This is a genomic window from Dactylosporangium darangshiense (assembly GCF_039537565.1).
GTDB lineage: Bacteria > Actinomycetota > Actinomycetes > Mycobacteriales > Micromonosporaceae > Dactylosporangium > Dactylosporangium darangshiense.
Genome location: NZ_BAABAT010000015.1, coordinates 117,741 through 141,223, shown reverse-complemented (window position 1 = coordinate 141,223; position 23,483 = coordinate 117,741). Strand labels below are relative to the sequence as shown.

Here is a 23,483-nt window from a genome sequence, read left to right as displayed (position 1 = left end):
CACTAGGCCTGGGGTACGACAAGATTCGTCGTTCGAGCGGCTCGCCGGGCCGGCAGCACGGCCGCCAGCACAGCGGCCGCCGCGGCGAGCGCCACGAAGAGGGACAGCCGCAGGATCGGCACGCTGAGCAGCGGGTCCACGGCGCCGAACCCCGCGATGGTGAGCAGCCAGCCGTACGGCACGCCGAACGCCACCCCGCCCAACGCCCCCGCCAGCGCCATGAGCAACGCCTCGGCCAGCAACGTGGCGCGCAGCTGGCCGCGGGTCAGCCCCAGCGCCCGCACCAGAGCGATCTCGGCAGTGCGCTCCACGACCGACAGCGACAGCGTGTTGCCGATCCCGATGACCGCGATCACGAGCGCGAACCCGAGCAGCGCGGCGATCACCCCGACGAGCTGGTCGATCGCGGCGTTGCGCTCGTCGCGCACCTGCGCAAGGTCGGCGACCTGCACCAGCGGGTGCGCCTCCAGCGCGGCGTCCAGGCGCGCGCGTGCGTCGGCGGAAGGCGCGCGCACGAGCACCATCGCGTCGTCCGTGACGCCGGGGAACAGGGCCGCGAAGTCGGCGTCGCTCACGATCACGTCGCCGACCAGGCTGGAGCTCTGCACGGTGGCCGCGACGGTGAGCGACAGGCGCCGGTCGCCGGCGGCGAGGTCGATGCGCGAGCCGACCGGCCGGCTGCCGAGCGCGTCGGAGGCGGCGGGGACGATGGCGGTGCCGGCGCGCAGGTCCTCGAGGCGGCCCGCGGTGACCTTCGGCCGGAACGCCGCCGGGTCGACCGTCCCGACCAGGACGGAACCGGACCACCCCTGGCGCACCGGGGCGGCCACGGGGAAGCCCGCGGCGCGGACCTCCCCCGCCACCGCGGCCGGCACGAGCGAGCCGGGCACGGCGGGGGTGAGCAGGAAGTCGACCGGGAAGGCGGCGTTCAGCTGCGCCTCGGCGGTGCGGTTGACGGTGGCCGCGACCGTGCCGCCGCCGGCCATCAGGGCCACCCCGATCACGAGGGTCGCCGTCGTGGCCGCGGTCCGCGCCGGGTTGCGGGCCGCGTTGGCCACCGCCATCTTAGCCGGTACGCCGAACAGCCGCGCCGGCACCCAGCCGAGCACGCGCACGGCGGGCCCGGCAAGGCGGGGCGAGAGCAGCAGCAGCGCGGCGAAGTTGCCGATGCCGCCGAGCATGACGAGCGTCATCGCCGGCAGCGCGCCCCCGGTGCCGAGCACTCCGGCGACGGTCAGCGCGGTGCCGGCGGCCGCCGCCGGCACGGCGAGCACGACGGGCAGGCGGCGGCGGGCAGCGGTCTCGGGTACCGCCGCCCGCAGCGCCGCCACCGGGCGCACCCGCGCCGCCCGCAGCGCCGGCACGACGGCCGCGCCGACGGTCACCAGCACCCCGAGCGCCGGGCCGGCCAGCAGCGGCACGGCGCCGAGCACCACGCCGCCCTCGGGCAGGCCGAGCGCCGGCGAGAGGCGGGAGAGGCCGTAGGCGACGAGCAGGCCCAGTGCGGTACCGCAGAGCGAACCCAGCAGCCCGACGACAACGGCCTCGGCGAGGACGAGGCGGAACACCTGGCCCCGTCCGGCGCCCACGCACCGCAGCAGCGCCGTCTCCCGCAGCCGCTGCGCCATGAGGATCGTGAACGTGTTGACGATGACGAACCCGGCGACCAGCGCCGCCACGAGCGCGAACAGGGCGATGCCGACGAAGAGCCCGCCGAGCTGGCCGGAGGCCTCCCGGGCGAGGTCGCGGCGCAACTGCTCGCCGGTGCGCGCCCGCGCGGTGGGGTCGGCGGCCTGCGCCCGGGTGCGCGCCGCGGTCGCGTCGGCGCCGGTGCGCAGCCGGCCGACCACCTCGCGGTAGCCCGTGGCGCCCGTCAGCCGGGTCAGTTCGGCGTCGGTGAGCACGACGGTCGAGGTACCGCTGCCGCCGAAACCGGTGGCGTCGACCAGGCCCACGACGAGCAGGCTGCGGCGGGCCTCGGCGGCGTCGACCACGGTGATCGTGCCGCCTACGGCCACGCCGAGCCGCTGCGCGCTGCGCGTGTCGAGGGCGGCCTCGCCGTCGCGCTCCGGCAGGCGTCCACTGTGGACGTCATAGGGACGCAGCGCCGCGGCCGTGCCGGTGTTGACGCCGTAGCCGGGCTCGCCGAGGTCGGTGACGAGCCGGCCGCGCGAGTCCAGCAGCGGCAGCCGCTCGGCCATCCGCCCGTCCACCGCCGAATAGGCCGGGTCGGCGCGCATGGTGTCCACTGTGGACGGCGCGAGCCGGGCGCCGCTGCGCGCGGTGAGGGCGACGCCGACGTTGCGCGCGGCGCGGGCGTACTCGTCGTAGAGCGTCGCCTCGGCGGTGTCGCGGTAGATGAGGGTGCCGGCGACGAAGGCCACGGCGAGCACCACAGCGAGGAGCGTCGGCACGAGACGCTGCAGCCGCAGCCCGGGCAGCGAGATCCGCAGCATGTCAGTCGCCCGGCCGGCGGAGCACGGCGAGTTGGTTCCTCACGCCTGCCGACGCTATGGCCGCCGGTTCCGGCGGTCGTCCGCGCGAGGTCGTACTACCTGAGGAGGACCGTGAGCACCCGACAGCTAAGCGGTTATGTCCGGTTCTGTCGGGCAATGGCGCTCCGGACGCGCCCGCCCGAGACGTCCAGCAGCGCCCGCGCCTCGTCCACGCCGGCATCGGTCAGCAGGGTCACCAGGGCCGTCTTCAGCTCGCCGCCGGCCGCTGCGAGGGCCGCCGCGCACTCCCCCGCCGGCGCACCGCTCGCCTCGGCCAGGATCGCCACGCTGCGCTCGCGCAGCTTCGCGTTGGTGGCCCGCATCCCGACCATGAGGTTGGAGTAGGTGTGCCCGAGCCGCACCGCGACGGCGGTCGAGAACGTGTGCAGCACCAGCTTCTGCGCGGTGCCCGCCTTGAGCCGCGTCGACCCCGCGATCACCTCCGGCCCGGTGTCCACGACCACGACGACGTCGCGCCCGGCTGCCAGCGGCGCTCCCGGGTTGGACGTCACCAGCACGGTCGCGGCCCCGGCCTCGGCGGCCGCGGCGAACGCGCCGGCGAGGTACGGCGTGCGGCCGCTGGCGGCCAGCCCGACGAGCACGTCACCGGGCGCGAGGGCGGCGGCGAGCTCGGACCGGGCCCGCTCGGCGTCGTCCTCGACCGATTCGAGGGCGTTGCGCAGCGCCGCCTCGCCGCCGGCGATGTGTGCCCTGAAGACCAGGCCGAACGTCGGCGGGATCTCGGCCGCATCGAGCACGGCCATGCGGCCGGACGACCCGGCGCCGGCGTAGTGGACCCGGGCCCCGGCCCGGATCGCCGCCACGGCCAGGTCGACGGCACGCGCGAGGTCGGGCAGGGCGGCGGCGACCGCGGCCGGGACGGTGGCGTCCGCGGCATGGATGCGCGCCAGCAGCTCGGGCGTGTCCAGCAGGTCGAGGTCGGCGTTGGTCAGGTCGCGCAACTCCGTGGGAGACGTCATGCGCCCATCAGCTTCCAGGCGCGGGAGCCGCCGACCACCCCGGCGGTGTTGGGCACGATCGTGACGTCCTCGCCGAGGCGGGCGACGGTGTCGGCGTCGATGAGCGCGGAGTTCCCGCCGCCGATGTAGAGCCGGTCCCAGCGGAACACCGGCCGCAGCCCGTCGACGACCCGCCGCACGCGCCGCGACCAGCGGGCGTTGCCGAGCTCCCGGCGCCGGATCTCGCCGATGTACGTGTCGTAGGTGCGCTTGCGCCGGATGGGCCCGTGTGAGAGCTCCAGGTGCGGCGCGAGCACGCCGTCGTCGAAGAGCGCGCTGCCTAGGCCGGTGCCGAGGGTGAGCACCAGCTCGAGGCCGGTGCCGACGACGAGGGCGGCGCCGTGCACCTCGGCGTCGTTGAGCACGAGGGTGGGCCGGGCGAAGGCGCGGTTGAGCGCGGCGCGCGCGTCGTAGCCGGTCCAGGCCGCGTACAGGGCCGGGTCGACCGCGGTGTGCGGGCCGGCCTTCGTCACGTAGTGGGGGGTGGCCACCACCACCCCGTGGCGGATCATGCCGGGCAGGCCGACGGTGGCGCGCTCGGCGCCGGGCAGCTCGGCGGCGATGTCGAGCAGGGCGCCCACGAAGCGCTCCGGCGGGAACGGGTAGGGCGTCGGCACCCGAATCGGCCCCCCGACCAACACGTCGGAGTCGTCGACGACGGCCGCCTTGAGGCCGCCGCCGCCGCAGTCGATCGTCAGCGTGTTCACCACCCGCCGAATTGTGCGCCACCGGCGCGCCGGACGCGTCATCGACGCCCAAAAAACCGCTCGGCGCACCGGCGGGGGCGCTCGCCGCGCCGCCGGGCCCGGCCGGCTCGCCGAGCGCCGCACATCGTTGAGAATCGATGCCGCCGGCAACCTCGAAAGCTCCTGCACGCCGCCTCCGCCAGGGCGGCGTGCAGGTCGACCACGGGAGGACCGACCTATGCGTTCCATCGTGCGCCGGCTCGCCGCCGGCGCCTTCGGCCTGGCCCTGGCCGCCGGGCTCACCCTGGCCACCGCCGCACCGGCCCAGGCGGAGTCCAACGGCGGCGTGAAGATCATGCCGCTGGGCGACTCCATCACCGACGGCTACAACGTGCCGGGCGGCTACCGCATCGAGCTGTGGCGGCGCCTGGCCGCCGGCGGCTACACGACCGACTTCGTCGGGTCCGGCTTCAACGGGCCGTCGAACCTGGGCGACCACGACCACGAGGGCCACTCCGGCTGGCGCATCGACCAGATCGACGCCAACATCGTGGGCTGGCTGCAGGCGTACGCACCGCGCACCATCCTGCTGCACATCGGCACCAACGACATGAACCAGAACTACGACATCGCCAACGCCCCGGCGCGCCTGTCGGCGCTGATCGACAAGATCCGGGCCAACGACCCGACCGTCGAGCTGTTCGTCGCCCAGATCACCCCGGAGAGCGATCCGACGCTGGAGTCGCGCGTGCAGGCGTACAACGCGGCGATCCCGGGCATCGTGGCGCAGAAGGGCTCGCACACCCACCTGGTCGACATGCACTCGGCGCTGACCACGGCCGACCTGGCCGACGGCGTGCACCCCAACGCCGGCGGCTACGACAAGATGGGCGCACGGTGGTTCTCGGCGCTGCAGTCGGTTCCGGCGAGCCTTTCCTATGTGGGCGTACCCCCGGTCGGCGCCGCCGTCTCCGTGCTCAACCCGCAGTCGGGCCGCTGCCTGGACGTCACCGGCGCGGGCACCGCCGCCGGCACGCAGATCATCATCTGGGACTGCCACGGCTCGGCGAACCAGACCTGGACCCGCACGGCGGCGGGCGAGCTGCGCGTCTACGGCAACCGCTGCCTGGACGTCAACGGCAACGGCACCGCCAACGGCACGAAGATCCAGATCTGGGACTGCAACGGCACCAGCGCCCAGAGGTTCACCTTCAACGCCGACGGCAGCATCGTCGGCGCCGGCTCGGGCAAGTGCGTCGACGTGACCTCCAGCGGCACCGCGAACGCGACCTTGGTCCAGCTGTACCAGTGCAACGGCACCGGCGCCCAGAAGTGGACGACCCGCTAGGCCTGTGAAGAAGGACCGGTCCGGCGCCCGGGCGCCGGACCGGTCGAGCGGTACTAGGACCGGCTCCAGCGCTGGTTGGCGCCGCCGTTGCAGGTCCAGATCTCCACCAGGGCGCCGTTGGCGGTGCCCTGGCCGGTCACGTCCAGGCAGAGCCCGGACTGCACGCCGACGATCGTGCCGTCGGTGTTGACGCGCCACTGCTGGTTGGCGCCGCCGTTGCAGTCCCAGATCGCCACCGGCGAGCCCGCCGCCGTGGCGTTGTTGAGCACGTCGAGGCACTTGTTGGTGTACACCCGCAGCCCCCCGTTCGACAGCTGCGTCCACTGCTGGTTGCCGCCGCCGTTGCAGTCCCAGATCTCGACCTGGGTGCCGTTGGTCTGCGTCGCGTTGGGCACGTCCAGGCAGCGGCCCGACTGTGCGGAGACCAGCGCGCCGCTCACCGGCGGCGGCGGGCCCGCGACCGCGGTCACGGACAGGTTGTCGAACTGGGCGGTCTCGCCCTGGCTGGTGCCGATGCCGACCTGGCCGGTGCTCCACGTCGAGTCGGTCAGGGTGGCCAGGGTCGCGCCGTCGAGCTGGGCGGTGAGCGTGGTGCCGGAGAACGTGAGCGCCAGGTTGTGCCAGGTGCCGGTGCCGGGCGCGGCCGCGGTACCGCTGCGCAGCACCGTCATGGCGTTGTTCACGTCGTTGCGCAGCAGGCTCCACGCGCCGGTGTTCGACAGCCGCAGGTAGTAGGCGTTGAGCCCGGCGGGGCCGAACGCGTGCTGGGTGCCGGCCCGGCCGATGACCTCCGCATAGCCGGCCTGCTCGAGCAGCACGTCGGTTGACACCTTGTAGTTGCTCCAGCCGAGGTCGCCCAGCAGCGCGTAGGGGTCGCTGAGGTCGTCCCAGGTGATCGGGGCCCGCGGCGACATCTGCCGCACGCAGGTGGTGCCGCCGCACTGTGCGATCTCGAAGGCGCCCTGCATGTCGGCGAGGTAGCGGGCCTCGCGGCCGATCGCGTAGCCGTTGAAGTTGTCGCTGTAGGGCAGGGCGAGGCTGCCGGCCGCGGGCGAGGCCGCCGTGCCCTTGCCCTGGCCGGTGGTGGTGCTGAGCGTGTACACCCGGCCGGGCTGCAGCGTGACGGTGTACGAGCCGCCGGACGGCGTGACGTCGGCGGTGTGCGCGAAGTAGTCCGCGGGCGACGAGGAGCTCAGCAGCGTCGACCAGACGTGCACGGCGCCGGTGGACAGCCCGCCGGTGACGGTCGCGGTCAACGTCTGCGCGGCGGTGGCGTCCATGGTCTCGATGACGACGCTGTAGTTGCCGCTGTTCGGGTCGCGCATGGTGACGTAGCTGCCGTTGGCCCGGTTCCCGCCGAGGTAGCCCGACGCCGGGTCCAGGTAGCGCCAGCCGGGCGCGGTGAACTGCGTGGTGTGCGCCATCACCCAGGCGTTCTTGCCGACCGAGTAGCTGCCCGACCACGGCTGCGCGGCGAGGGCCACGCCCATCGTCGGGAAGGGGATGTTGGGGGTGATGGCGGCGATGACCGGCCAGTTGATGTACGCGGTCATCTTGCCGTCGAGGTAGCCGCGGTTGATGCCGCGGGCGAGCGCGACGGCGCCGAGGTTGTAGTCGTCGGAGCCGTTCTCGCTGGCCCAGACCTTCTTGCCGCTGTTGATCGCGTTGGTACTGCTGGGGCAGTTCGACTGCGAACCGCGGTACCCGCAGACGTAGTGCGAGCCGAGCACGTCCACGGCCGCGGCGAACGCCGGGTCGCTGACCACGTCGTTGGCCGGGTTGAAGCTGGTGTCGTCGGCGACCACCTGCACGTTGCCGTAGCCGTGGCTGCCCAGCGCCGACTTGAGCTGCTCGTACCAGGCCTTGTTGTAGCCGCGCTCGTTCCAGCCGCCGATGTAGTCGAAGGTGAGCCCGTGGCTGTTCTTCGCGCAGTCCAGGAAGCTCAGGTAGTAGTTGACCATGTCGGTCGACCAGAAGTTGCCGTTGCCGATCCAGCCCGGCGCGCCCCAGGCGAGGGCGTAGAGCTTGATCTGCGGGTTGCGGGCCCGGGCCTGCTCGGCGAGCCACCACTCGTAGCCGCGGTTGCAGTTGAGGTCGGCGGCGGTGTGCTGGTGGCTCGGCTCGGCGCCGCTGGTCGAGTTGGTGTCGCCGCCGACCTCGACCTTGAGCATCTGCATCGCCGCGCCGTAGCCGGGCTTGAACAGGTAGTCGAGGATCTGGGTGCGCTGCGGCTCCGGGTAGTCGTACAGCAGGCGGCTGTTGCCGCCGCCGCCGGAGATGGCGCCGACGCCGTCGAACGTGCGCCCGGCGGCGGTGCCGTTGATCGTGACGGTGGTGGCCGCGGCGGCCGGCCCGACCGCGACGAGCTGTGCGGCGAGGAGACACAGGACGGTGGACAGGGCAAGGCGTAGCTTCATGTGCGGTCCTCCCTGGCGGTGGTGCGAACCACCACCAGATTCGCACACACATCGACAAACTTCTACAAAGGAGTGTGCGGCACTGTGGGAGCCGTGGCGCTGGACATCGGCGGGACGTGGACCCGGGTCGCGGCCGGCGGGGCGGTGCTCGCGCGGTTCCCGACCGACCCCGGCTACGAGCGGCAGCTGGCCCGCGTCGCCGCGGCCGTGCCGGCGGGCGCCGAGCCGCTCGGCGTGTCCTTCGGCGGCCGGGTCACCCCGGACGGCGCGGTGCGGGTGGCGCTGAACCTGCGCGCCTACGAGGGCCGGCCCCTCGCCGCCGACCTGGCCACGGCGCTGGGCCGCCCGGTCCGGGTCGCGCACGACGCGACCTGCGGCCTGCTCGGCGAGGCGACCGCGGGCGCGCTGCGCGGCTTCGACCGCTGCGGCTACCTGACGCTGTCGACCGGCGTCGGCGCGGCCGTGCGCCTCGGCGGGACGTTCCTGACCACCGAGGCCGGCCACCAGCTGCTCGCCGGCAACGACGAGCCGTGCGACTGCGGCCAGACCGGCTGCCTGCAGACGCTGACCGGCGGCGGGGCGCTGTCCCGCCGGCTCGGGCGGAGCCTGGAGTCCGTCGACGACGCTTCGTTCTGGCAGCGGTACAGCGAGAGCCTGGCATTCGGCATCGCCAACTTCGCGCTGGCGGCGGGCCTGGAGGCGGTGGCACTGGGCGGGGCGATCGCGCTGCGCCGGGCCGAGCTGTGGCCGTCGCTGCGGGCGGCGCTGGCGAGGATCCTGACGTACCAACGCGTGGCTCTTCTCCCAGCCGCGCTGGGCGAGTCGGCCCCGCTGGCCGGCGCCGCGGCCCTGCCGGGCCTGCCCGAGGGCGCCGTGCTGCACTGAGGGGTAATGCTGGCGCTACCCGGGGAGTCAACCCTGCGCTGTGGTTCGCGCCGCCGCCCGCTCATAGCTTCGGTGCATGACCCCGACCCTCAAGCGGGCCGCCCTCCCCGGCCTCGCCGTTGCCCTCGTCGCCGCCTTCTTCGTCGCGCCGAACGCCCTCGCCGGCGGCGGCTACGCCGACGCGGACCGCCTCACCGCGGCGGTGCGCGGCGCGTTCGTCGGCTACTGGCGCTCCGGCGACCGGGACCTGTCACCTGACCTGCAGGCGCTCGTCGACTACTGGTTCCGCTACCACCTGGCCAAGGGCGCGATCGCCGCGCTGCTGCTCGTCGTGCTGGGGATGCTCGGCGTGCGGCTGTGGCGGGCCTTCGCTCGCTCCGGCGGCGTGCGCTTCGCGGCGGCCGGCGCCGCCGTCACGGCCCTCGCAGTGCTGGCCCTCGCGACGGTGATGGCCAACGCGCAGGGCGCCGTGGCGCCGTTCGCGTCGCTGCTGCCCATGGTGGTCGACGGGCCCGGCGACGCCGCGCTCGGCGACGCGCTGGCCCAGGTCCGCGAGCGCCTGGGCGCCGACGACCGCAGTGCACCTGCCGTCGACGTGATGATCGTCGACTTCGCCCGCTACCACGAGGCGATGGTCGTCATCGCCGCCGTCGTGGCGGCCGCCCTGGCCGCGGCCAGCGTGCTGCTGTGGCGGCGCTTCGTCGCGGTCGCGCCGGCCGAGCGGCGGGCGCGGCACGTGCTGGGCGCCTTCGGCGCGCTCTCGGCGGTCCTGGCACTGGCCGTGGTCACGGTGGTCGTGGCCAATACGACGGTCGCCGCCGACCCCGCGCCGGCGCTGCTGGCCTTCTTCAACGGGGGCTGGTGAAGCGTCACTCGACGCAGAACTCGTTGCCTTCCGGATCGGCCATGACGGTGAGGTCCTCGCCGCGGTGCAGCACGGTCGCGCCGAGGGCCTCCAGCCGCGCCACCTCGTCGGCGATGCTGCCGGGCGCGCGCAGGTCGAAGTGCATGCGGTTCTTGGCGGTCTTCGGCTCCCGCACCCGGGCGAACCAGATGTTGGGCCCGCCCCAGCCGGCCGCCTCGACGAACGCCTTGTCGGAGGTCGAGTCCTCGTCGAGGTCGGTGCCGAGGGCCGCGGCCCAGAACCGCGCGACCACGAGGGCGTCGGCGCAGTCGAACGTGACGCTCTTGATGTAGGCGGCCGTCATGGGCTCACGGTATCGGCCGAGGCGACGAGCCGGCGCCCGAGTTTCGCGACCTCGGCGCGCAGCTCGTCGGGGCGCACGATCACGAAGTCCCAGCCGAGGCCGGCGAGCATCTGGGCCATGCCGTCGAGGCGCTCGGCCCGGCACGTCAGCCGGGTCGGCCAGCCGTCGGCCTCCGCGGGTTGCACGGTGCCGAAGGCGGCGGGCACGCGGCGGGCCACCTCGGCCGGTGCGGCGCGCAGCAGGACCTCGACCTCGTGGCGGTAGGGCACGGCGGCGAGCGAGCCGACGACGTGCCCTACCGGGTCGAACCGCTCCGGCGGCGGCTCGAAGCGCTCGTCGCCGATCGCGATGGAGCCAATGCGGTCCAGCCGCAGCGTGCGGGTCTCGCCGCTGCGGTGGTCCAGGCCCGTGGTGTACCAGCGGCCGGCGTGGAAGACGACGCCGTAGGGGTCGAAGGCGCGCTCGGTCTCCTCGCCGCGCCACGAGCGGTAGGTGAGCGCGACCCGCCGGTGGTCGCGCGCCGCCTCGCCGATGCTCAGCAGGTGCCGGGCGTCGAACGCGGCGGCGGGCTCGCGGGCCGGCGCGGTGAACCCGAGCGTCTCGCGCACCGCCCGGACCCGCTCGCGTAGCGCGGCCGGCAGCACCCGCTCGATCTTGGCCAGGGCCGACTCCCGGGCGGCGGCGCCGACGCCCAGGCCGAGGCGGGCCGCGGCGAGCAGCCCGAGCACGACCGCGACGGCCTCGTCGTCGCCGAGCATGAGCGGCGGCAGCCGGTATCCGGGCGCGAGGCTGTAGCCGCCGTAGCGTCCGCGGCCGGCCCGCACCGGCAGGCCGAGGTCCGCCAGGCCCGCGGCGTAGCGGCGCACGGTGCGCTCGTCGACGCCGAGCCGCTCGGCCAGCTGCGGCCCGGTCAGCCCGGGCCGGGCCTGCAGCACCTCGAGCAGCGCCAGGATCTTGCCGGTGGAATGTGACACAGGGCACTCCGTAAATCAGGGCGGGATCCGCCCGGATTCGATCGTAGCGTCGCCGGCATGACGAACTTCATCCTGGTGCCCGGCATGTGGCTCGGCGCGTGGGCGTGGGACGCGGTGGCGGAGCCGCTGCGGCGGGACGGCCACACGGTGACGGCCGTGACGCTCGGCGGGCTGGCCGAGCGGGCCGCGGAGGCGGGCACGGCGACGCTCGAGTCGCACATCGCGGACGTGGTCGCCGCCGCGGGCGGGCACGACGAGGTCACGCTGGTCGGGCACAGCTACGGCGGGCTGCCGGTGCGCGGTGCCGCGGACCGGCTCGCCGGGCGGGTGCGCCGGGTCGTGTACGTCGACAGCGGCCCCGTCCCGGACGGCGTCGCCCAGGCCGACTTCAGCCCCGGCGACGGCACCGCCGCCGCAGGCGACGTCCCGCCGCCGTCGTTCGACCCGGCCGACGACCCGGCGATGTTCGCCGGCCTCGAGGGCCGCTCCGGCTGGATCCTCGAGCGGGCCACCCCGCACCCGCGCGGCTCGGTCGTGCAGCCGCTGCGCCTGCGCTCGGCCGAGCAGCCGCCGACGGACCTCGTCTGCAGCACCTTCACAAAGGAGACGGTCGACGGGATGATCGCCGCCGGGCACCCGTTCTTCGCCGGCCTCGACCGCCGCCACTACCGGGTGCGCGAGCTGCCGACCGGCCACTGGCCGATGTTCTCCCGCCCGGACGACCTGGCCGCCCTGCTCGCCGGGGCGTGAAACGTTCACCGGGGCGCCGAGGCCGGCGCCCCGGTGCGGATCATGGCCCTCGGCGACTCGATCACGGGGCACCAGCGCCTGATCACTCCCGCACGGCGGCCATCCGGGCGGCCGGGGTGCGCAGGGCGAGCGCGGCCGGGATGAGGGCGGCCACGAGCGCGACGGCGGCGCAGACCCCGGCGACGCCGAGCACGGGCGTCCACGGCACGACGATGTGCGGTTCGGCGCCGGCGGCGCGCAGCCCGGGCAGCAGGCCCAGCAGCATGCCGCCGGCGACCAGCCAGGCCAGGGCGACGCCGGCCACCGCGGCCAGCAGCGCCTCGAGCCCGACCATGGCCAGGACCTGCCGCGGCGTGGTGCCGGCCAGGCGCAGGACGGCCAGGTCGCGGGAGCGGTCCGCGGTCGCCATGACGAGCGTGTTGGCGATGCCGATCGTGGTGTACACCAGTGCCATGCCCAGCACCGCCAGCAGCGCGAAGTTGTTCTCGTGGCGCTGCTCGGCGTCCAGTGCCGCGAAGTACTGCTCGGGGGTGACGACGGTGCCGCTCACGCCGTCGGCGGGGCCGGTGAGGTAGACGGAGTCGGGCCGGCCGGGCCCGAGCGACCAGGGCAGCAGCACGCTGTCGTCGAGGTCGGCGGACGGGTCGAGGACGGCGGCGACGCGCAGCTGGACCGGTGTGGAGTCGTCGAGCCACAGGTCGGCGGTGGAGCCGGGGCGCCAGTGCATCGCGCCGGCGAGGCCGTGCCCGACGACGATGGTGCCTTCGGCCGGCTCGGCGGGCACGCGCATGACGCGGGCGAGGCCGGGGCCGGCGAAGACGGCGTCGAACTCCTCGGGGTACTCGTCGGCGTTGATGTACACCACGGAATGGGCGACCGGGACGCCGCCGGGCGGCACCGCGGACGGCGCGGCGACGATCGCGGCGGCGGTGACCCGGTCGGCGGCGGCGCGCTCCTGCGCGTGCCACAGGGTGGCGGTGCCGGCGAGGGTCGAGGCGGCGATGCCGGCGGTGACGAGGATCGGCGCGACGGTGGAGGAGGTGCGCCGCACGCTGGTGCGGGCGCCGTCGCGGGCCAGGGCGGCGGTGAGGCCGGGGACGAGCCGCCCGGCGAGCCAGGCGGTGCCGGGCGCGAGCAGCGGCGCGAAGAGCGCGACGGCGGTGATGGCCAGCTGCGCCTCGAGCAGCACCAGGGCCATCGCCTCGGGGCCGCCGGTCGGCACGGCGAGGATCATGGCGACCGCGCCGCCGAGGAACAGCAGCCCGAACACCCACCGGCCGGCGGTCATGACCCGCCGCTCTGCAGATGCCTCGCGCAGCGCCTCGATGGGCCGGACCCGCCCGGCGCGGCGCGCGGCGACGGCGGCGCCGGTCAGGGCGACGAGCAGCCCGGCGCCGAACGCGGCCAGCAGCGGCCACAGCACGAACCCGGCGGTGAAGCCGGCCGGCGCGAACCCGGCCCGGGCGAGGGAGTGCGCGAACGGCGGCGCGGCGAGCAGCCCGGCGCCGCAGCCGGCGAGCCCGGCCAGGACGCCGACGACGACGGCCTCGCCGAGCACGAGCCGGCGGACCTGCCGCGGTGTGGCGCCGGCGGCGCGCAGCAGGGCGAGCTCGCGGCGGCGCTGTGCGACGGCGAAGGCGAAGGTGCCGGCGACGACGAACACGGCGACGAACGCGGCGAGGCCGGCGGTGGTGCCCATGAGGGAGGCGGCGACGGCGAGCAGGTCGCCGTCGAGGTTGGGTTCGGCGTGGGCGCGGGCGTCGCCGGTGAGCACCCGCGGCCCGTCGCCGACGGCGGCGCGGACCTGCTCGGCGCTCATGCCCCGCACCGCGACGGCGTCGATGCGCCCGCCGCTGAGCTGCTCGGCGGCCCGGTCGGTGACGTAGACGGCTTCGGGCCCGCCGACGGTCCCGGCGACGGTGAAGCCGCGCCCGGCGATCTCGATCCGCTCGCCGACGCGGTGCTTACCGCCGGCGACGACGGCCTGGTCGTCGGCCGCGGGCCCGGATTCGGGCGGCAGGTCGTGCAGGGCGGCGGCGGACCACGGGTGGGCGCCGCCGGGCAGCCACCGGTCGACGACGGCGCCGGGCAGCCGGGCGGCGAGGCCGGCGGGCAGGGCACGGGAGCGGCGGGTCGTGGTGGTGCTCGTGTACTGCTCGTCGGTGCCCGGGGCGACGACGACGGTGACGCTGTTCTGCCCGGCGACGACGACGTCGGCGCGGTCGTACCAGGCGGGTTCGCGGTGCCCGTCGACGCTGGAGGCGAGGGTGAGCCCGGTGGTGGCGAGCAGGCACACGCCGAGGCCGAGGGCGATGAACACCCCGGCGAACGACGTCCAGCGGTCCCGGACGGTCTGCAGCGCGATCCCGGTCATCATCGCGGCACCTCCGCCGCCTCGAGGCCGGTCATGCGCTCGGCGACGGCCTGCGGGGTGGGCGCGGCCATCTCACCGGCGACGCGCCCGTCGGCGAGGAACACGACCCGGTCGGCGTGCGCGGCCGCGAACGGGTCGTGGGTGACCATGACGATGGTCTGCCCCTGACGCTCGACCATGGAGCGCAGCAGCGCGAGGACCTCGCGGCCGGTGCGGGAGTCCAGGGCGCCGGTCGGCTCGTCGGCGAAGAGCACGTCGGGCCGGGTGATGATGGCCCGGGCGATGGCGACGCGCTGCTGCTGGCCGCCGGAGAGCTCGGCGGGCCGGTGCCGCGCCCGGTCGGCGAGGCCGACGGCGGCGAGGACGGCCCGCACCTCCCGCCTGGCGGGCCGGCGCCCGGCCAGCCGCAGCGGCAGGGCGACGTTCTGCTCGGCGCTGAGCGAGGAGAGCAGGTTGAACGCCTGGAAGACGAACCCGATCTTCTCCCGGCGCAGCAGCGTCAGCCTGGTCTCGCTGAGGCTGCCGAGGTCGGTGCCGGCGACCCGCACGGCGCCGGCGGTGGGCCGTTCCAGGCCGGCTGCGGCCTGCAGGAGCGTGGACTTGCCGGACCCGGAGGGCCCCATCACCGCGGTGAACGTCCCCCGCGCGAACCCCAGCGTCACCGTGTCCAGTGCGGTGATGCTGCCGAACCGCTTGACTACGCGGTCGAGCTCGACGACGTCTTCGGTCATGCGTCGATACAACCGCGCGCGCACCGGCCGCCACACGCCCGCGCACCAGTCTCATCGCGGTAGGGCCAGCCCTACCGTCTACGGCAGGGCGATGCTGACCTCGGTCGATTTCACCAGCGCGGTCACCTCTGCCCCGGCGGCGAGGCCCAGGTCCTCGGCGGCGTCCTTGGTGATGGCGGCGGTGAGGGTGTCGCCGCTGCCGATCGCCACCCGGACGGTGGTCATCACGGCGCCGTGCTCGACGTCGGTGACCCGGCCCGGGAGGCGGTTGCGGATGCTCATCCGCGGCACGTCGCCGACGCCGATGGCGACCTCGGTCGACTTGACCAGCGCCACCACGACGCTGCCGGGCGCGAGACCCAGGTCGCGCACCGCGTCGAGGGTGATGGCGGCGGTCATCTCCAGCTCGCCGGAAAGCCGGACCCGCACGGTGCTCATGACCTCGCCGGCCTCGACCGCGACGACCTCGCCGGCCAGCCGGTTGCGAATGCTCAGCTGCACATCTGCGACCCTACGCCGGGTGGACCGTCCACGGCTGCGTCTTCAGGCCGCCGCGGCCCTCGGTCCCGGTCTTGAGCCGCTCGCCGGTCTCGTGGGAGATGCCCGGGGACTCCCAGGTGGGGACCTCGACGGCGGTGGCGCGGAAGGTGGCGTCGTCGGTGCCGCTGTAGTCGACGCGCACGACGGCGGGGCCCGAGGAGGTCTCCAGCAGCAGGAAGACGTGCCCGGCGGCGGGCAGCGGCGGTGTGCGCCGGCCCAGGTCGATGCAGCTGGTCACCTCGCCGAACGGGGACGACCGGGCGACCAGCCCGCAGGCGCGCGGCTCCTGGCGGGCCAGGAACGCCGAGCGCTGCGGGAAGGTCAGCGCGAACGGCCCGCCGCCGCAGACCAGCAGCACCGCGGCGGCGGTGCCGAGCCTCACCCCGAGTCGATTCATGCGGACATTGTTAGCAGAGCGGCTCCGATCGCCGATATCCCGGTCGCCGTGACGGCTACGGCGAGCTGTGCTCGCGTGTGCCGGACGCGTCTGGGGCGAGCCGCTCCTCGGCGTGCTCGCCCCGATGCTCTCCCGGCTACCTACGCGCTGGCCAGCAGGCCTCCTGTGGGGTCGGCGGAGCCGAGCAGGACCTCGATCGGGACGTCGAGGTCGCCGGCCGCCTCGATGGTGGCCAGGATGGCGCCGACGACCCGGGGGTCGAGGCGGGTGGCGCCGCGCAGGTCGATGACGATCGGGTCGGGACGGTGGTGCAGGAGGGCTTCGACGAGCCGGTGCTGGGCCTGCGCGGCCCAGGATGCGTCGATCTCGCCGTCGAACTGGACGGCTACGGGGCTGGCGGGGCTGTGCAGCAGGGTGACTTCGCCGGGCACACTCGCCTCCGAGGTGTCGGTGGATGTTGCACCGGCATCACCGTAACCAACCTGACACCGGAATGTGAACAGCTCTTCGCCGATCGGCACTTCGCCGTACTGCTTATTTGGGAGCGCTACCAGGGCCAAAGGTCAGACAACACGTCCCGCAATGCTTCCATTACGGCATGATGGAAGCTCATCCATTCGGCGAATGTAAGTGGCCGATCGACGGTGGGTAGCGACCTAAGGTTCAATCACCAACCGGTATGTGCACGCAATACGGTCCCACCACCGACATGCGTGCGCCGCCCCGCCCGGTTGGGGAGCTTGGAACTGCCGCGCCGCGTCCTGCAGCCAGGAGGATATGGCGTGTGGAAGGGCCGCTTGGCGATCGTGACGATCTTGTTCGTCTCGCTTCTCGCCGGGCTCTCGATGTTCACGGTGCGTGGCGCCAGCAACGACCAGCTCGAGGTGTACTCGTGGTGGACCGGACCCGGTGAGGAGGAGGGCCTGGCCGCCATGGCCAAGTCCTTCGAGGGCGCCAACCCGGGCGTGCGCTTCGTCAACGCAGCCGTCTCCGGCGGCGCCGGCTCCAACGCCAAGGCGATCCTGGCCAGCCGGCTGCTGGCCAACGACCCGCCCGACTCCTACCAGCGCCACGCCGGGCTCGAGCTGCTCGACGACGTGCGCTCCGGCAAGGTCCAGGACCTCTCCGACATGTACCGCGAACAGGACTGGGCGAAGGTGTTCCCCAAGGGCCTGGTGAACAACCTGACCATCGACGGCAAGATCTACGCCGTGCCGGTCAACATCCACCGGGCCAACCTGATCTGGTACTCCCCCAAGGCGCTCAAGGAGCTGGGCCTGGCCGGGCCGCCGAAGACGTGGGCGGAGTTCCTGCAGCAGGCCGACGTGATCAAGGCCAAGGGCAAGACCCCGCTCGCCGTCGGACCGGAGTGGACGCAGAAGCACCTCATGGAGACGGTGCTGCTCGGCGAGCTCGGCGCCGACAAGTACGAGCGGCTGTGGTCCGGCGGCATCAGCTGGCTCTCGCCGGACGTCACCTCCGCCCTGGACGTCTACACCAAGGTCCTCGCCACCTCCGACGTGAAGTCCGCGGCCGGGGACTGGCAGCCGCAGCTGGACAAGGTGTTCTCCGGCTCGGCCGTGTACGCCGTCATGGGCGACTGGTCGTCGTCCTACCTGGAGCAGTCCAAGAAGCTCGCGTACAAGTCCGACTACGACGTGGTCGCCTCGCCGGGCACCGACGGCGTGTACGACTTCCTCTCCGACTCCTTCACCCTGCCCACCGGCGCCCGCCGGCCTGACCTGGCCCGCAAGTGGCTGATCGAGTGCGGCTCGACCGCCGGGCAGAACCTGTTCAACCCGTTGAAGGGCTCGATACCGGCGCGCACGGACGCCGACGCCGCCCTCTACCATGGCTACCTCGAGTGGGCGCTGCAACAGTGGCGCGACCCGAAGATGCGCATCGTCGGCTCGCTGACACACGGCGTGGTGGCGAACAACGCGTACAACGCGGAGATCGACTCGGCGCTGGGCCTGTTCGTCCAGCACGGCGACCAGGGCAAGTTCGCCCGGACCGTCGAACAGCAGTTCCGGGAGACGCAGTGAGCGCGCTCGACCAGCAAGGCGCCGCCTCGCACGTGGCGCGGCACTCCTCCGAGCCAGCGCGCCCGGGGTTCGCCGCGCCCCGGCGCAAGCCCCGCAAGCAGCGCGGCCCGCGCTGGCTGCCGGGGCTGGTGCTCGTGTCGCCGTCGCTGATCCTCATCGGCGTGTTCGTCTACGGCTTCCTGGGCTGGAACGTGCGCGTGTCGTTCACGAACTGGCGGGGCCTCTCCCCGAAGTACCACTTCGTGGGCTTCGACAACTATGCGGCGCTGCTGCGCGACGAGCGTTTCCGCACCGACGTGCGCAACCTGATCATCTTCACCGTCGTCTTCGTCGCCGGCGCGATGCTGCTCGGGTTCTTCATGGCGATGCTGCTGGACCGGGGCGTGCGCGGCGAGGGCTTCCTGCGCGGCGTCTACCTGTTCCCGATGGCCATCTCGTTCATCGCCACCGCGATCGTGTGGCGGTGGCTGCTGGACAACGGCGAGGGCCAGGACACCGCCGGCATCAACAAGCTGCTCGCCGACGTCGGGCTGGGCTTCCTGCGCAGCGACTGGCACAAGTCGGACTCGATCTGGGCGATCGGCGCCGTCGCGCTGCCCGCCGGGTGGGCGCTGTCCGGCTACGTCATGGCGCTGTTCCTGGCCGGCATGCGCGGCGTCAACGAGACGCTGCGCGAGTCGGCGCGCATGGACGGCGCCTCCGAGACGCAGATCTTCTGGCACGTCGTGCGCCCGGCCCTGCGGCCCGTCACGTTCAGCGCCCTGCTGATCATGGTGCACATCTCGCTCAAGACGTTCGACCTGCTCTACGCGCTCGACCAGGGCAACCTGCGCATCGACACGCCGTCGCTGTACATGTGGTTCACCACGTTCGACGGCGGCTTCTACGACCGCGGCGCCACCATCGCCACGGTCCTGCTCCTCGGGGTCGCCTTCGTCGTCGGCCCCTACGTCTGGTACAGCCTTCGCACGGAACGGCGGTGAGTCGTCAAATGGTCCGCGCTACCGCCGCCGTCGTACCGCGGCAGCCAACCCCACCGCAGCGGCCGGGGAACCTGCCCACCCCGCCGCCGTCAAGCCCCGGCGAGCTGCCGCGCTGGCAGCGCCCGGGACCGCTGCGCACGACGCTGCGGTACATCACCCTGTGGGCGCTCGCGGCGTTCTTCCTCATGCCCGTGTACGTCCTGATCGTGACGTCGTTCAAGAACCCCGCCGACGTCAGCGTCACGCGCATCTGGGAGCTGCCGACGAGCCTGTCCTTCGACAACTTCAGCGCCGTGCTGCCCAAGCTGTCCTCGGGCTTTCGCAACTCCCTGGCGCTGTCGATCCCGGCGAGCCTCATCTCGGCGCTGCTGGGCTGCGCCAACGGGTTCGTGCTGTCGAAGTTCCGCTTCCCGCTGTCCAACGTCGTCTTCCCGCTGATCCTGTTCGGGATCTTCGTGCCGTACCAGGCCGTCATCATCCCGGTCTCGCAGACGATGACCGCCGTCGGCCTGCGCGGCTCCGGCGATGCGACCGGGGGCCTGCTCGGCCTGATGCTCATCCACATCATCTACGGCCTGCCGATCACCACCCTGATCTTCCGCAACCATTTCGTGTCGATGCCCGACGCGCTGCTGGAGTCGGCCCGCCTCGACGGCGCCGGCGTCCTTCGCACGTGGGTGGATCTGGCGGTACCGCTGTCGAAGCCGGCCTTCGCCGTCGCCGTCATCTGGCAGTTCACGTCGTCGTGGAACGACTTCATGTTCGGCGCGATGATGACCAGCCGCGACTCGTGGCCGGTGACGATCGCGCTGAACAACGTCGCCGGCGGGCAGTCGGTGCCGTTCGGCCAGGCCATGGCGGGCGCCCTGCTGGTCAGCCTGCCGACGCTGGCCATCTACGTGCTGCTGGGCCGCTTCTTCATGCGGGGCCTGCTGGCCGGCACGCTGCAGGAGCATTAGGTCGTTTTCGAGAAGCCCCGCCCGGGGGTGCGTCCCTAGGATGAAGTTCGTCCAGGTCAACGCACCCCCGAGGGAGATCTCCGATGACGGAGCGGAAGAAGACCGGGAAGTTCACCGCCGAGGAGCGCGCGGCGATGCAGGAGCGCGCCCAGGAGGTGCGCAAGAGCTCGCGCGGCCCGGTCGACAACGAGCCCGAGGTACTGGCGAAGATCGCCGAGATGGAGCGCGGCGACCGGGCCATGGCCGAGCGCATCCACGCCATCGTCCGGCAGGCCGCGCCCGAGCTGACACCGCGGCTGTGGTACGGCCAGCCGGCCTACGCCCGCGACGGCAAGGTCGTGCTGTTCTTCCAGCCCTCGCAGAAGTTCAAGACGCGGTACTCGACCCTCGGCTTCAGCGACGAGGCGATGCTCGACAGCGGCGACATGTGGCCGACCGCCTTCGCCCTGCGCGACCTCAACGCCGACGAGGAGGCCCGGATCGCGGCCCTCGTGAAGCAGGCGGCCGGCTGAGCCTCGGCTCAGCCACCCGTCATGTGTTGCGGTTCAGATGGCGGCCGTCCGGGTCGCAGTACTCGACCTCGTCCGTCGCCTCGAACGGCCCCACGATGATCCCGCGCTCGAACTTGCCGCCAGTGAGCACGTCGTCGCCGGACGCCTGCAGCGTGAACTGCTGCAGCACCCGCAGGTTGCGCCCCGCGATGCGGACCGGCCGGCGCACCTCGTACAGCGGCGACCACGGGCACTCGAAGTAGCAGCTGCTGCCGTCGCGGTTGCGGTGCAGCACCACGTCGCCGGCCGCCACCGCCGCGTCGATCTCCGCCTTGAGCGCCATCGTGGCGGCCGGGTCCGGGTCGAAGCGCCACAGCTCGGCGATCGCCCGCTTCGCTTTCGCGTCGCGCTGCCACCGCTTGAGCGTGACCCGGTCGGTGAGGCACCACGGGTCGAAGCGGCTGCCGCCCGGCAACGTGGCCACGTCCGGCCGGCTGGCGGGCCGCATCGCCCGGTACGACGTGAGCAGCCGCGGCATGGCCGCCAGCTGCCCGACGTGGAACCACAGCTCGAGCGCGTTCTTGAGGTTGTTCTCGATGAGCTCGTGCAGCTCCGCGTTGTGCCGCTCCGTGCGCAGCCCCATCGCGTAGTCGGCCGCCGCCGCGGCCTCGGCGGCAAGCTGCTTGATCTTGTTGACGGCACCCTGATGCTCGGCCGGCACCCCCGCCCGCTCCAGCCCGTACAGCGCGACGTCGATGTGCTGCCGCAGCGGCAGCACCGCGGCCATCAACGCGGTCAGGTGCTCCGGCGGGCAGGGCACCACCTCGGCCCACTCGGGCAGCCCCGCCGGCAGGCTGAGCTCCTTCGCGATGTCGTAGTCCGGGTTGACCCGGGCCTGCCGCGACCGCGAGGCCCACCCTTCGACCGCGGTCAGCCACGACGACACCTGGTCGAACGTCACCGCCGGCACATACCCGACGGTCCCCGGCCGGGCGGCATAGTCGGCGTCGAGGAACTGCTCCCCCAGCGTCTGCAGCATGTACGCGTTCCACGCCGCGAGCAGCAGGCTCCCGGTCGCCGGCGGCGCGTCCCACAACGACATCGAGTCGGCGGCGAGCTGCTCCCGCGCCCGATCGGCGGCCATCAGCTCGTCATAGGCGACCTTGCCCGCGGCGCGCAGCGCCTCGAGCACCACGGCGTCGCGCTCCTTGGCAAGCGAGGCGCGCATCTTCGTCATCAGCGAGGGGCGCATGGGGTCGGCGGCCATGCGGTTCACGGTAGCGACATCGCGCTATCTCGTGTGTCTCTATTGTATGGCGGGCGTCGCCCGGTACGTCTCCCCGTGCGCGTCAGCACAATGCCGGTCCTCAACGACCGCTGCCGCCGCGTCCGCGCTGGAATGATCGACCTGCAGCGTGCTGTGCGTGATCCGGTACTCCCGCTGCAACAGCCTTTCGATGGCGGCCCGCACCCCGTGACAGTCCCGCCCTTCGGCCACGAGCACATGCGCCGACATCGCCGGCTCCCCCGAGGTGATCTGCCAGACGTGCAGGTCGTGCACCTCAACCACGTCGGGCACCCCCGCCAGCCGCGACCCGAGCGTCGGCGGATCGATCCCGCTGGGCGCCGCCTCGAGGAAGATGCGCCCCGACGCCCGCACCAACCCCAGCCCCGCCCGGACCATGAGCACCACGACAATCAGCGTCGCGATCGGATCGGCCCGGGTGAACCCGGTGAGCACCATGACGAGCCCCGCAATGGCGGTGGCCACGAACGCGAACAGGTCGTTGAGAATGTGCAGGAACGCCCCCTGCACGTTGAGACTCCTCCGATTGGCCCGGCTCAACGCCCACGCCGCCCCGAGATTGACCGCGATCCCGACGAGCGCCGTGACGAGCACGGGCGCCCCGACGACATCGGGCGGCGAAACCAGCCGCCGGACGGCCTCAACGGCAAGCACCGCCCCCAGGATGAGCATCGTCAGCCCGTTGGCCTGCGCCGAGAGAATCTCCGCCCGTTTCAGCCCGAAGGTGTACCCGCCTTTGGGCGGCCGCCCGGCCAGCCGCATGGCAACCAGCGCAAGGACAATGGCTCCGGCGTCGGTCAGCATGTGCGCGGCATCAGACAACAGCGCCAGCGACCGCGCCAGCACACCGACGACAACTTCCCCGGCCATGTACCCGGCAATCAACGCCAGCGCGAGCCCAAGCCACCGCCGATCAGCATCGCGAGCAACCCCATGCTGATGCGAATGCCCATCTTCACCATGCGAGTGCCCGTGCTGGCCATGCGCATGTTGGTGGTCATGTTCGTGTTCGTGTTCGCGCAGGTCGCCCCCACCCTCGTGGATGTGCCGGTCGCCTCCACTCTCGTGGATGTGCCGGTCGCCTCCACTCTCGTGGATGTGCCCGTCGCCCCCACCCTCGTGGGTACGCCCGTCGCTCACTTGGTCGTGGGTGTGCCAGTCTGCCTCCTGGCCGTGAGTGTGCCGGTCTCCCGCCTGGCCGTGGGTGTGCCGCTCGCTCCCCTGGCTGTGGGTGTGCCCGTCACCCTCCTGCTCCCGGCAGTCCCCAACCCCAGCACGCCGGTCCGCCTCCGGCCCATGCGCATGATCATGCCCATGACCAAGGCCATGATCATGTTCGCAAACCCGAGCCCGGCCATCCCGATGCTCGTCGTGCTGGTGCTCCATCACAACTCAAGACTCTCCCACCCGACCAGCCGCCGAACATCACTCGGTCGCCTGTTCCGCCGGTCATACCCTGCTCAATACCCCCTTAACGAACACGTTCGTCACGAACACGCCCGCACCGCGGCGGACCAGCGGCGCACTGCCGCCACTCCCGCTCCCCGCAGCCACCAGCACCAGCACCGGCAACCGGCAACCGGCAACCGGCAACCGGCAACCGAACCTAGCTGAACATGGTCGTCACGAACATGTTCGTCACGACCGCGATCCGAACGCCAACGACGAACATGTTCGTCACGAGTGCGATCCGAACAATGACCACGAACACGTTCGTCACGAATGCGATCCGGACGACAACCACGAACACGTTCGTCACGAGCGCGATCCGGACGACAACCACGAACACGTTCGCCACGAGCGGGTTCGCGGCGGGGCGGCGTGACGGTGCGTGGGGTGGCACGGTATCGATGAGTTATGGCGAAGGCTGCGTCG

At 73.0% G+C, this 23,483-nt stretch carries 23 protein-coding genes; 9 read left to right on the top strand and 14 right to left on the bottom strand.

Going from position 1 to position 23,483, the window contains the following annotated elements; genetic code table 11:
* Window positions 1-2: 2 nt before the first annotated feature.
* The 3 genes from ABD901_RS26790 to ABD901_RS26780 form a co-directional block, all read right to left on the bottom strand.
* A complete protein-coding gene (locus ABD901_RS26790) occupies window positions 3-2,456 on the bottom strand; it encodes an FtsX-like permease family protein (RefSeq protein ID WP_345130342.1) in 2,454 nt (817 codons plus the stop codon).
* 134 nt (window positions 2,457-2,590) lie between these two features.
* Window positions 2,591-3,475, bottom strand: a complete 885-nt coding sequence (locus ABD901_RS26785; RefSeq protein WP_345130340.1) for an N-acetylmuramic acid 6-phosphate etherase — start codon at window positions 3,473-3,475, stop codon at window positions 2,591-2,593.
* Window positions 3,472-4,224, bottom strand: coding sequence for an ROK family protein (locus ABD901_RS26780; protein WP_345130338.1), 753 nt, complete (start codon window positions 4,222-4,224; stop codon window positions 3,472-3,474). Before ABD901_RS26780 ends, ABD901_RS26785 begins: the two co-directional genes overlap by 4 nt.
* A gap of 214 nt (window positions 4,225-4,438) precedes the next feature.
* Between ABD901_RS26780 and ABD901_RS26775 the strand changes: the two genes are divergently transcribed.
* Window positions 4,439-5,548 carry an RICIN domain-containing protein gene (locus ABD901_RS26775; protein WP_345130336.1) on the top strand — a complete coding sequence of 370 codons (1,110 nt, stop codon included), beginning with the start codon at window positions 4,439-4,441 and terminating at the stop codon, window positions 5,546-5,548.
* A 53-nt stretch (window positions 5,549-5,601) separates the two neighbouring features.
* Here the strand turns inward: ABD901_RS26775 and ABD901_RS26770 are convergent, their stop codons facing one another.
* Entirely contained in the window at window positions 5,602-7,965 is a 2,364-nt protein-coding gene (locus ABD901_RS26770; RefSeq protein WP_345130334.1) for a ricin-type beta-trefoil lectin domain protein, read from the bottom strand.
* A 93-nt stretch (window positions 7,966-8,058) separates the two neighbouring features.
* On the opposite strand from ABD901_RS26770, the gene ABD901_RS26765 reads away from it, so the two are divergent.
* Both ABD901_RS26765 and ABD901_RS26760 read left to right on the top strand, forming a co-directional pair.
* Complete coding sequence (locus ABD901_RS26765; RefSeq protein ID WP_345130332.1) at window positions 8,059-8,850, top strand: ROK family protein; 792 nt, start codon at window positions 8,059-8,061, stop codon at window positions 8,848-8,850.
* A 76-nt stretch (window positions 8,851-8,926) separates the two neighbouring features.
* The gene (locus ABD901_RS26760) at window positions 8,927-9,715 is read left to right on the top strand and encodes a hypothetical protein (protein ID WP_345130330.1); all 789 of its coding nucleotides are present in this window, start codon (window positions 8,927-8,929) and stop codon (window positions 9,713-9,715) included.
* A gap of 4 nt (window positions 9,716-9,719) precedes the next feature.
* Here ABD901_RS26760 and ABD901_RS26755 read toward each other — a convergent pair whose 3' ends face one another.
* Together ABD901_RS26755 and ABD901_RS26750 are read right to left on the bottom strand one after the other, a co-directional pair.
* Window positions 9,720-10,058, bottom strand: a complete 339-nt coding sequence (locus ABD901_RS26755) for a VOC family protein (protein WP_345130328.1) — start codon at window positions 10,056-10,058, stop codon at window positions 9,720-9,722.
* Complete coding sequence (locus ABD901_RS26750; RefSeq protein WP_345130326.1) at window positions 10,055-11,032, bottom strand: helix-turn-helix transcriptional regulator; 978 nt, start codon at window positions 11,030-11,032, stop codon at window positions 10,055-10,057. The genes ABD901_RS26755 and ABD901_RS26750 overlap by 4 nt, the downstream gene beginning before the upstream one ends.
* A 57-nt stretch (window positions 11,033-11,089) precedes the next feature.
* Between ABD901_RS26750 and ABD901_RS26745 the strand changes: the two genes are divergently transcribed.
* Complete coding sequence (locus ABD901_RS26745) at window positions 11,090-11,782, top strand: alpha/beta fold hydrolase (RefSeq protein ID WP_345130324.1); 693 nt, start codon at window positions 11,090-11,092, stop codon at window positions 11,780-11,782.
* Between the two features lie 82 nt (window positions 11,783-11,864).
* Here ABD901_RS26745 and ABD901_RS26740 read toward each other — a convergent pair whose 3' ends face one another.
* From ABD901_RS26740 to ABD901_RS26720, 5 genes are all read right to left on the bottom strand, one after another.
* Entirely contained in the window at window positions 11,865-14,159 is a 2,295-nt protein-coding gene (locus ABD901_RS26740; RefSeq protein ID WP_345130322.1) for an ABC transporter permease, read from the bottom strand.
* Window positions 14,156-14,887, bottom strand: a complete 732-nt coding sequence (locus ABD901_RS26735) for an ABC transporter ATP-binding protein (RefSeq protein ID WP_345130320.1) — start codon at window positions 14,885-14,887, stop codon at window positions 14,156-14,158. Before ABD901_RS26735 ends, ABD901_RS26740 begins: the two co-directional genes overlap by 4 nt.
* Window positions 14,888-14,965: 78 nt before the next feature.
* Window positions 14,966-15,388: a TOBE domain-containing protein gene (locus ABD901_RS26730; RefSeq protein WP_345130318.1), complete on the bottom strand. Its 423-nt coding sequence runs from the start codon at window positions 15,386-15,388 to the stop codon at window positions 14,966-14,968.
* A 10-nt stretch (window positions 15,389-15,398) separates the two neighbouring features.
* Window positions 15,399-15,824, bottom strand: coding sequence for a hypothetical protein (locus tag ABD901_RS26725; RefSeq protein WP_345130316.1), 426 nt, complete (start codon window positions 15,822-15,824; stop codon window positions 15,399-15,401).
* Between the two features lie 140 nt (window positions 15,825-15,964).
* Window positions 15,965-16,255, bottom strand: coding sequence for an STAS domain-containing protein (locus ABD901_RS26720; protein WP_345130314.1), 291 nt, complete (start codon window positions 16,253-16,255; stop codon window positions 15,965-15,967).
* A gap of 384 nt (window positions 16,256-16,639) precedes the next feature.
* Between ABD901_RS26720 and ABD901_RS26715 the strand changes: the two genes are divergently transcribed.
* From ABD901_RS26715 to ABD901_RS26700, 4 genes are all read left to right on the top strand, one after another.
* A complete protein-coding gene (locus ABD901_RS26715; protein ID WP_345130312.1) occupies window positions 16,640-17,869 on the top strand; it encodes an ABC transporter substrate-binding protein in 1,230 nt (409 codons plus the stop codon).
* Entirely contained in the window at window positions 17,866-18,852 is a 987-nt protein-coding gene (locus ABD901_RS26710) for a carbohydrate ABC transporter permease (RefSeq protein ID WP_345130311.1), read from the top strand. Before ABD901_RS26715 ends, ABD901_RS26710 begins: the two co-directional genes overlap by 4 nt.
* Window positions 18,853-18,860: 8 nt before the next feature.
* Complete coding sequence (locus ABD901_RS26705) at window positions 18,861-19,811, top strand: carbohydrate ABC transporter permease (RefSeq protein ID WP_345130309.1); 951 nt, start codon at window positions 18,861-18,863, stop codon at window positions 19,809-19,811.
* Window positions 19,812-19,894: 83 nt separating this feature from the next.
* Entirely contained in the window at window positions 19,895-20,323 is a 429-nt protein-coding gene (locus ABD901_RS26700) for an iron chaperone (RefSeq protein ID WP_345130307.1), read from the top strand.
* Window positions 20,324-20,342: 19 nt separating this feature from the next.
* On the opposite strand, the gene ABD901_RS26695 is transcribed toward ABD901_RS26700, so the two are convergent.
* Window positions 20,343-21,569: a hypothetical protein gene (locus tag ABD901_RS26695; protein ID WP_345130305.1), complete on the bottom strand. Its 1,227-nt coding sequence runs from the start codon at window positions 21,567-21,569 to the stop codon at window positions 20,343-20,345.
* Between the two features lie 39 nt (window positions 21,570-21,608).
* Window positions 21,609-22,478 (bottom strand): cation diffusion facilitator family transporter, encoded by an 870-nt coding sequence (locus ABD901_RS26690; protein WP_345130303.1) that lies wholly within the window; start codon window positions 22,476-22,478, stop codon window positions 21,609-21,611.
* A gap of 129 nt (window positions 22,479-22,607) precedes the next feature.
* On the opposite strand from ABD901_RS26690, the gene ABD901_RS26685 reads away from it, so the two are divergent.
* Window positions 22,608-23,222, top strand: a complete 615-nt coding sequence (locus tag ABD901_RS26685) for a hypothetical protein (protein ID WP_345130301.1) — start codon at window positions 22,608-22,610, stop codon at window positions 23,220-23,222.
* Here the strand turns inward: ABD901_RS26685 and ABD901_RS26680 are convergent.
* On the bottom strand, window positions 23,215-23,451 hold the full coding sequence (locus ABD901_RS26680; protein WP_345130299.1) for a hypothetical protein: 237 nt from the start codon (window positions 23,449-23,451) through the stop codon (window positions 23,215-23,217). The two genes, ABD901_RS26685 and ABD901_RS26680, sit on opposite strands and share 8 nt — an antisense overlap.
* Window positions 23,452-23,483 lie beyond the last annotated feature (32 nt).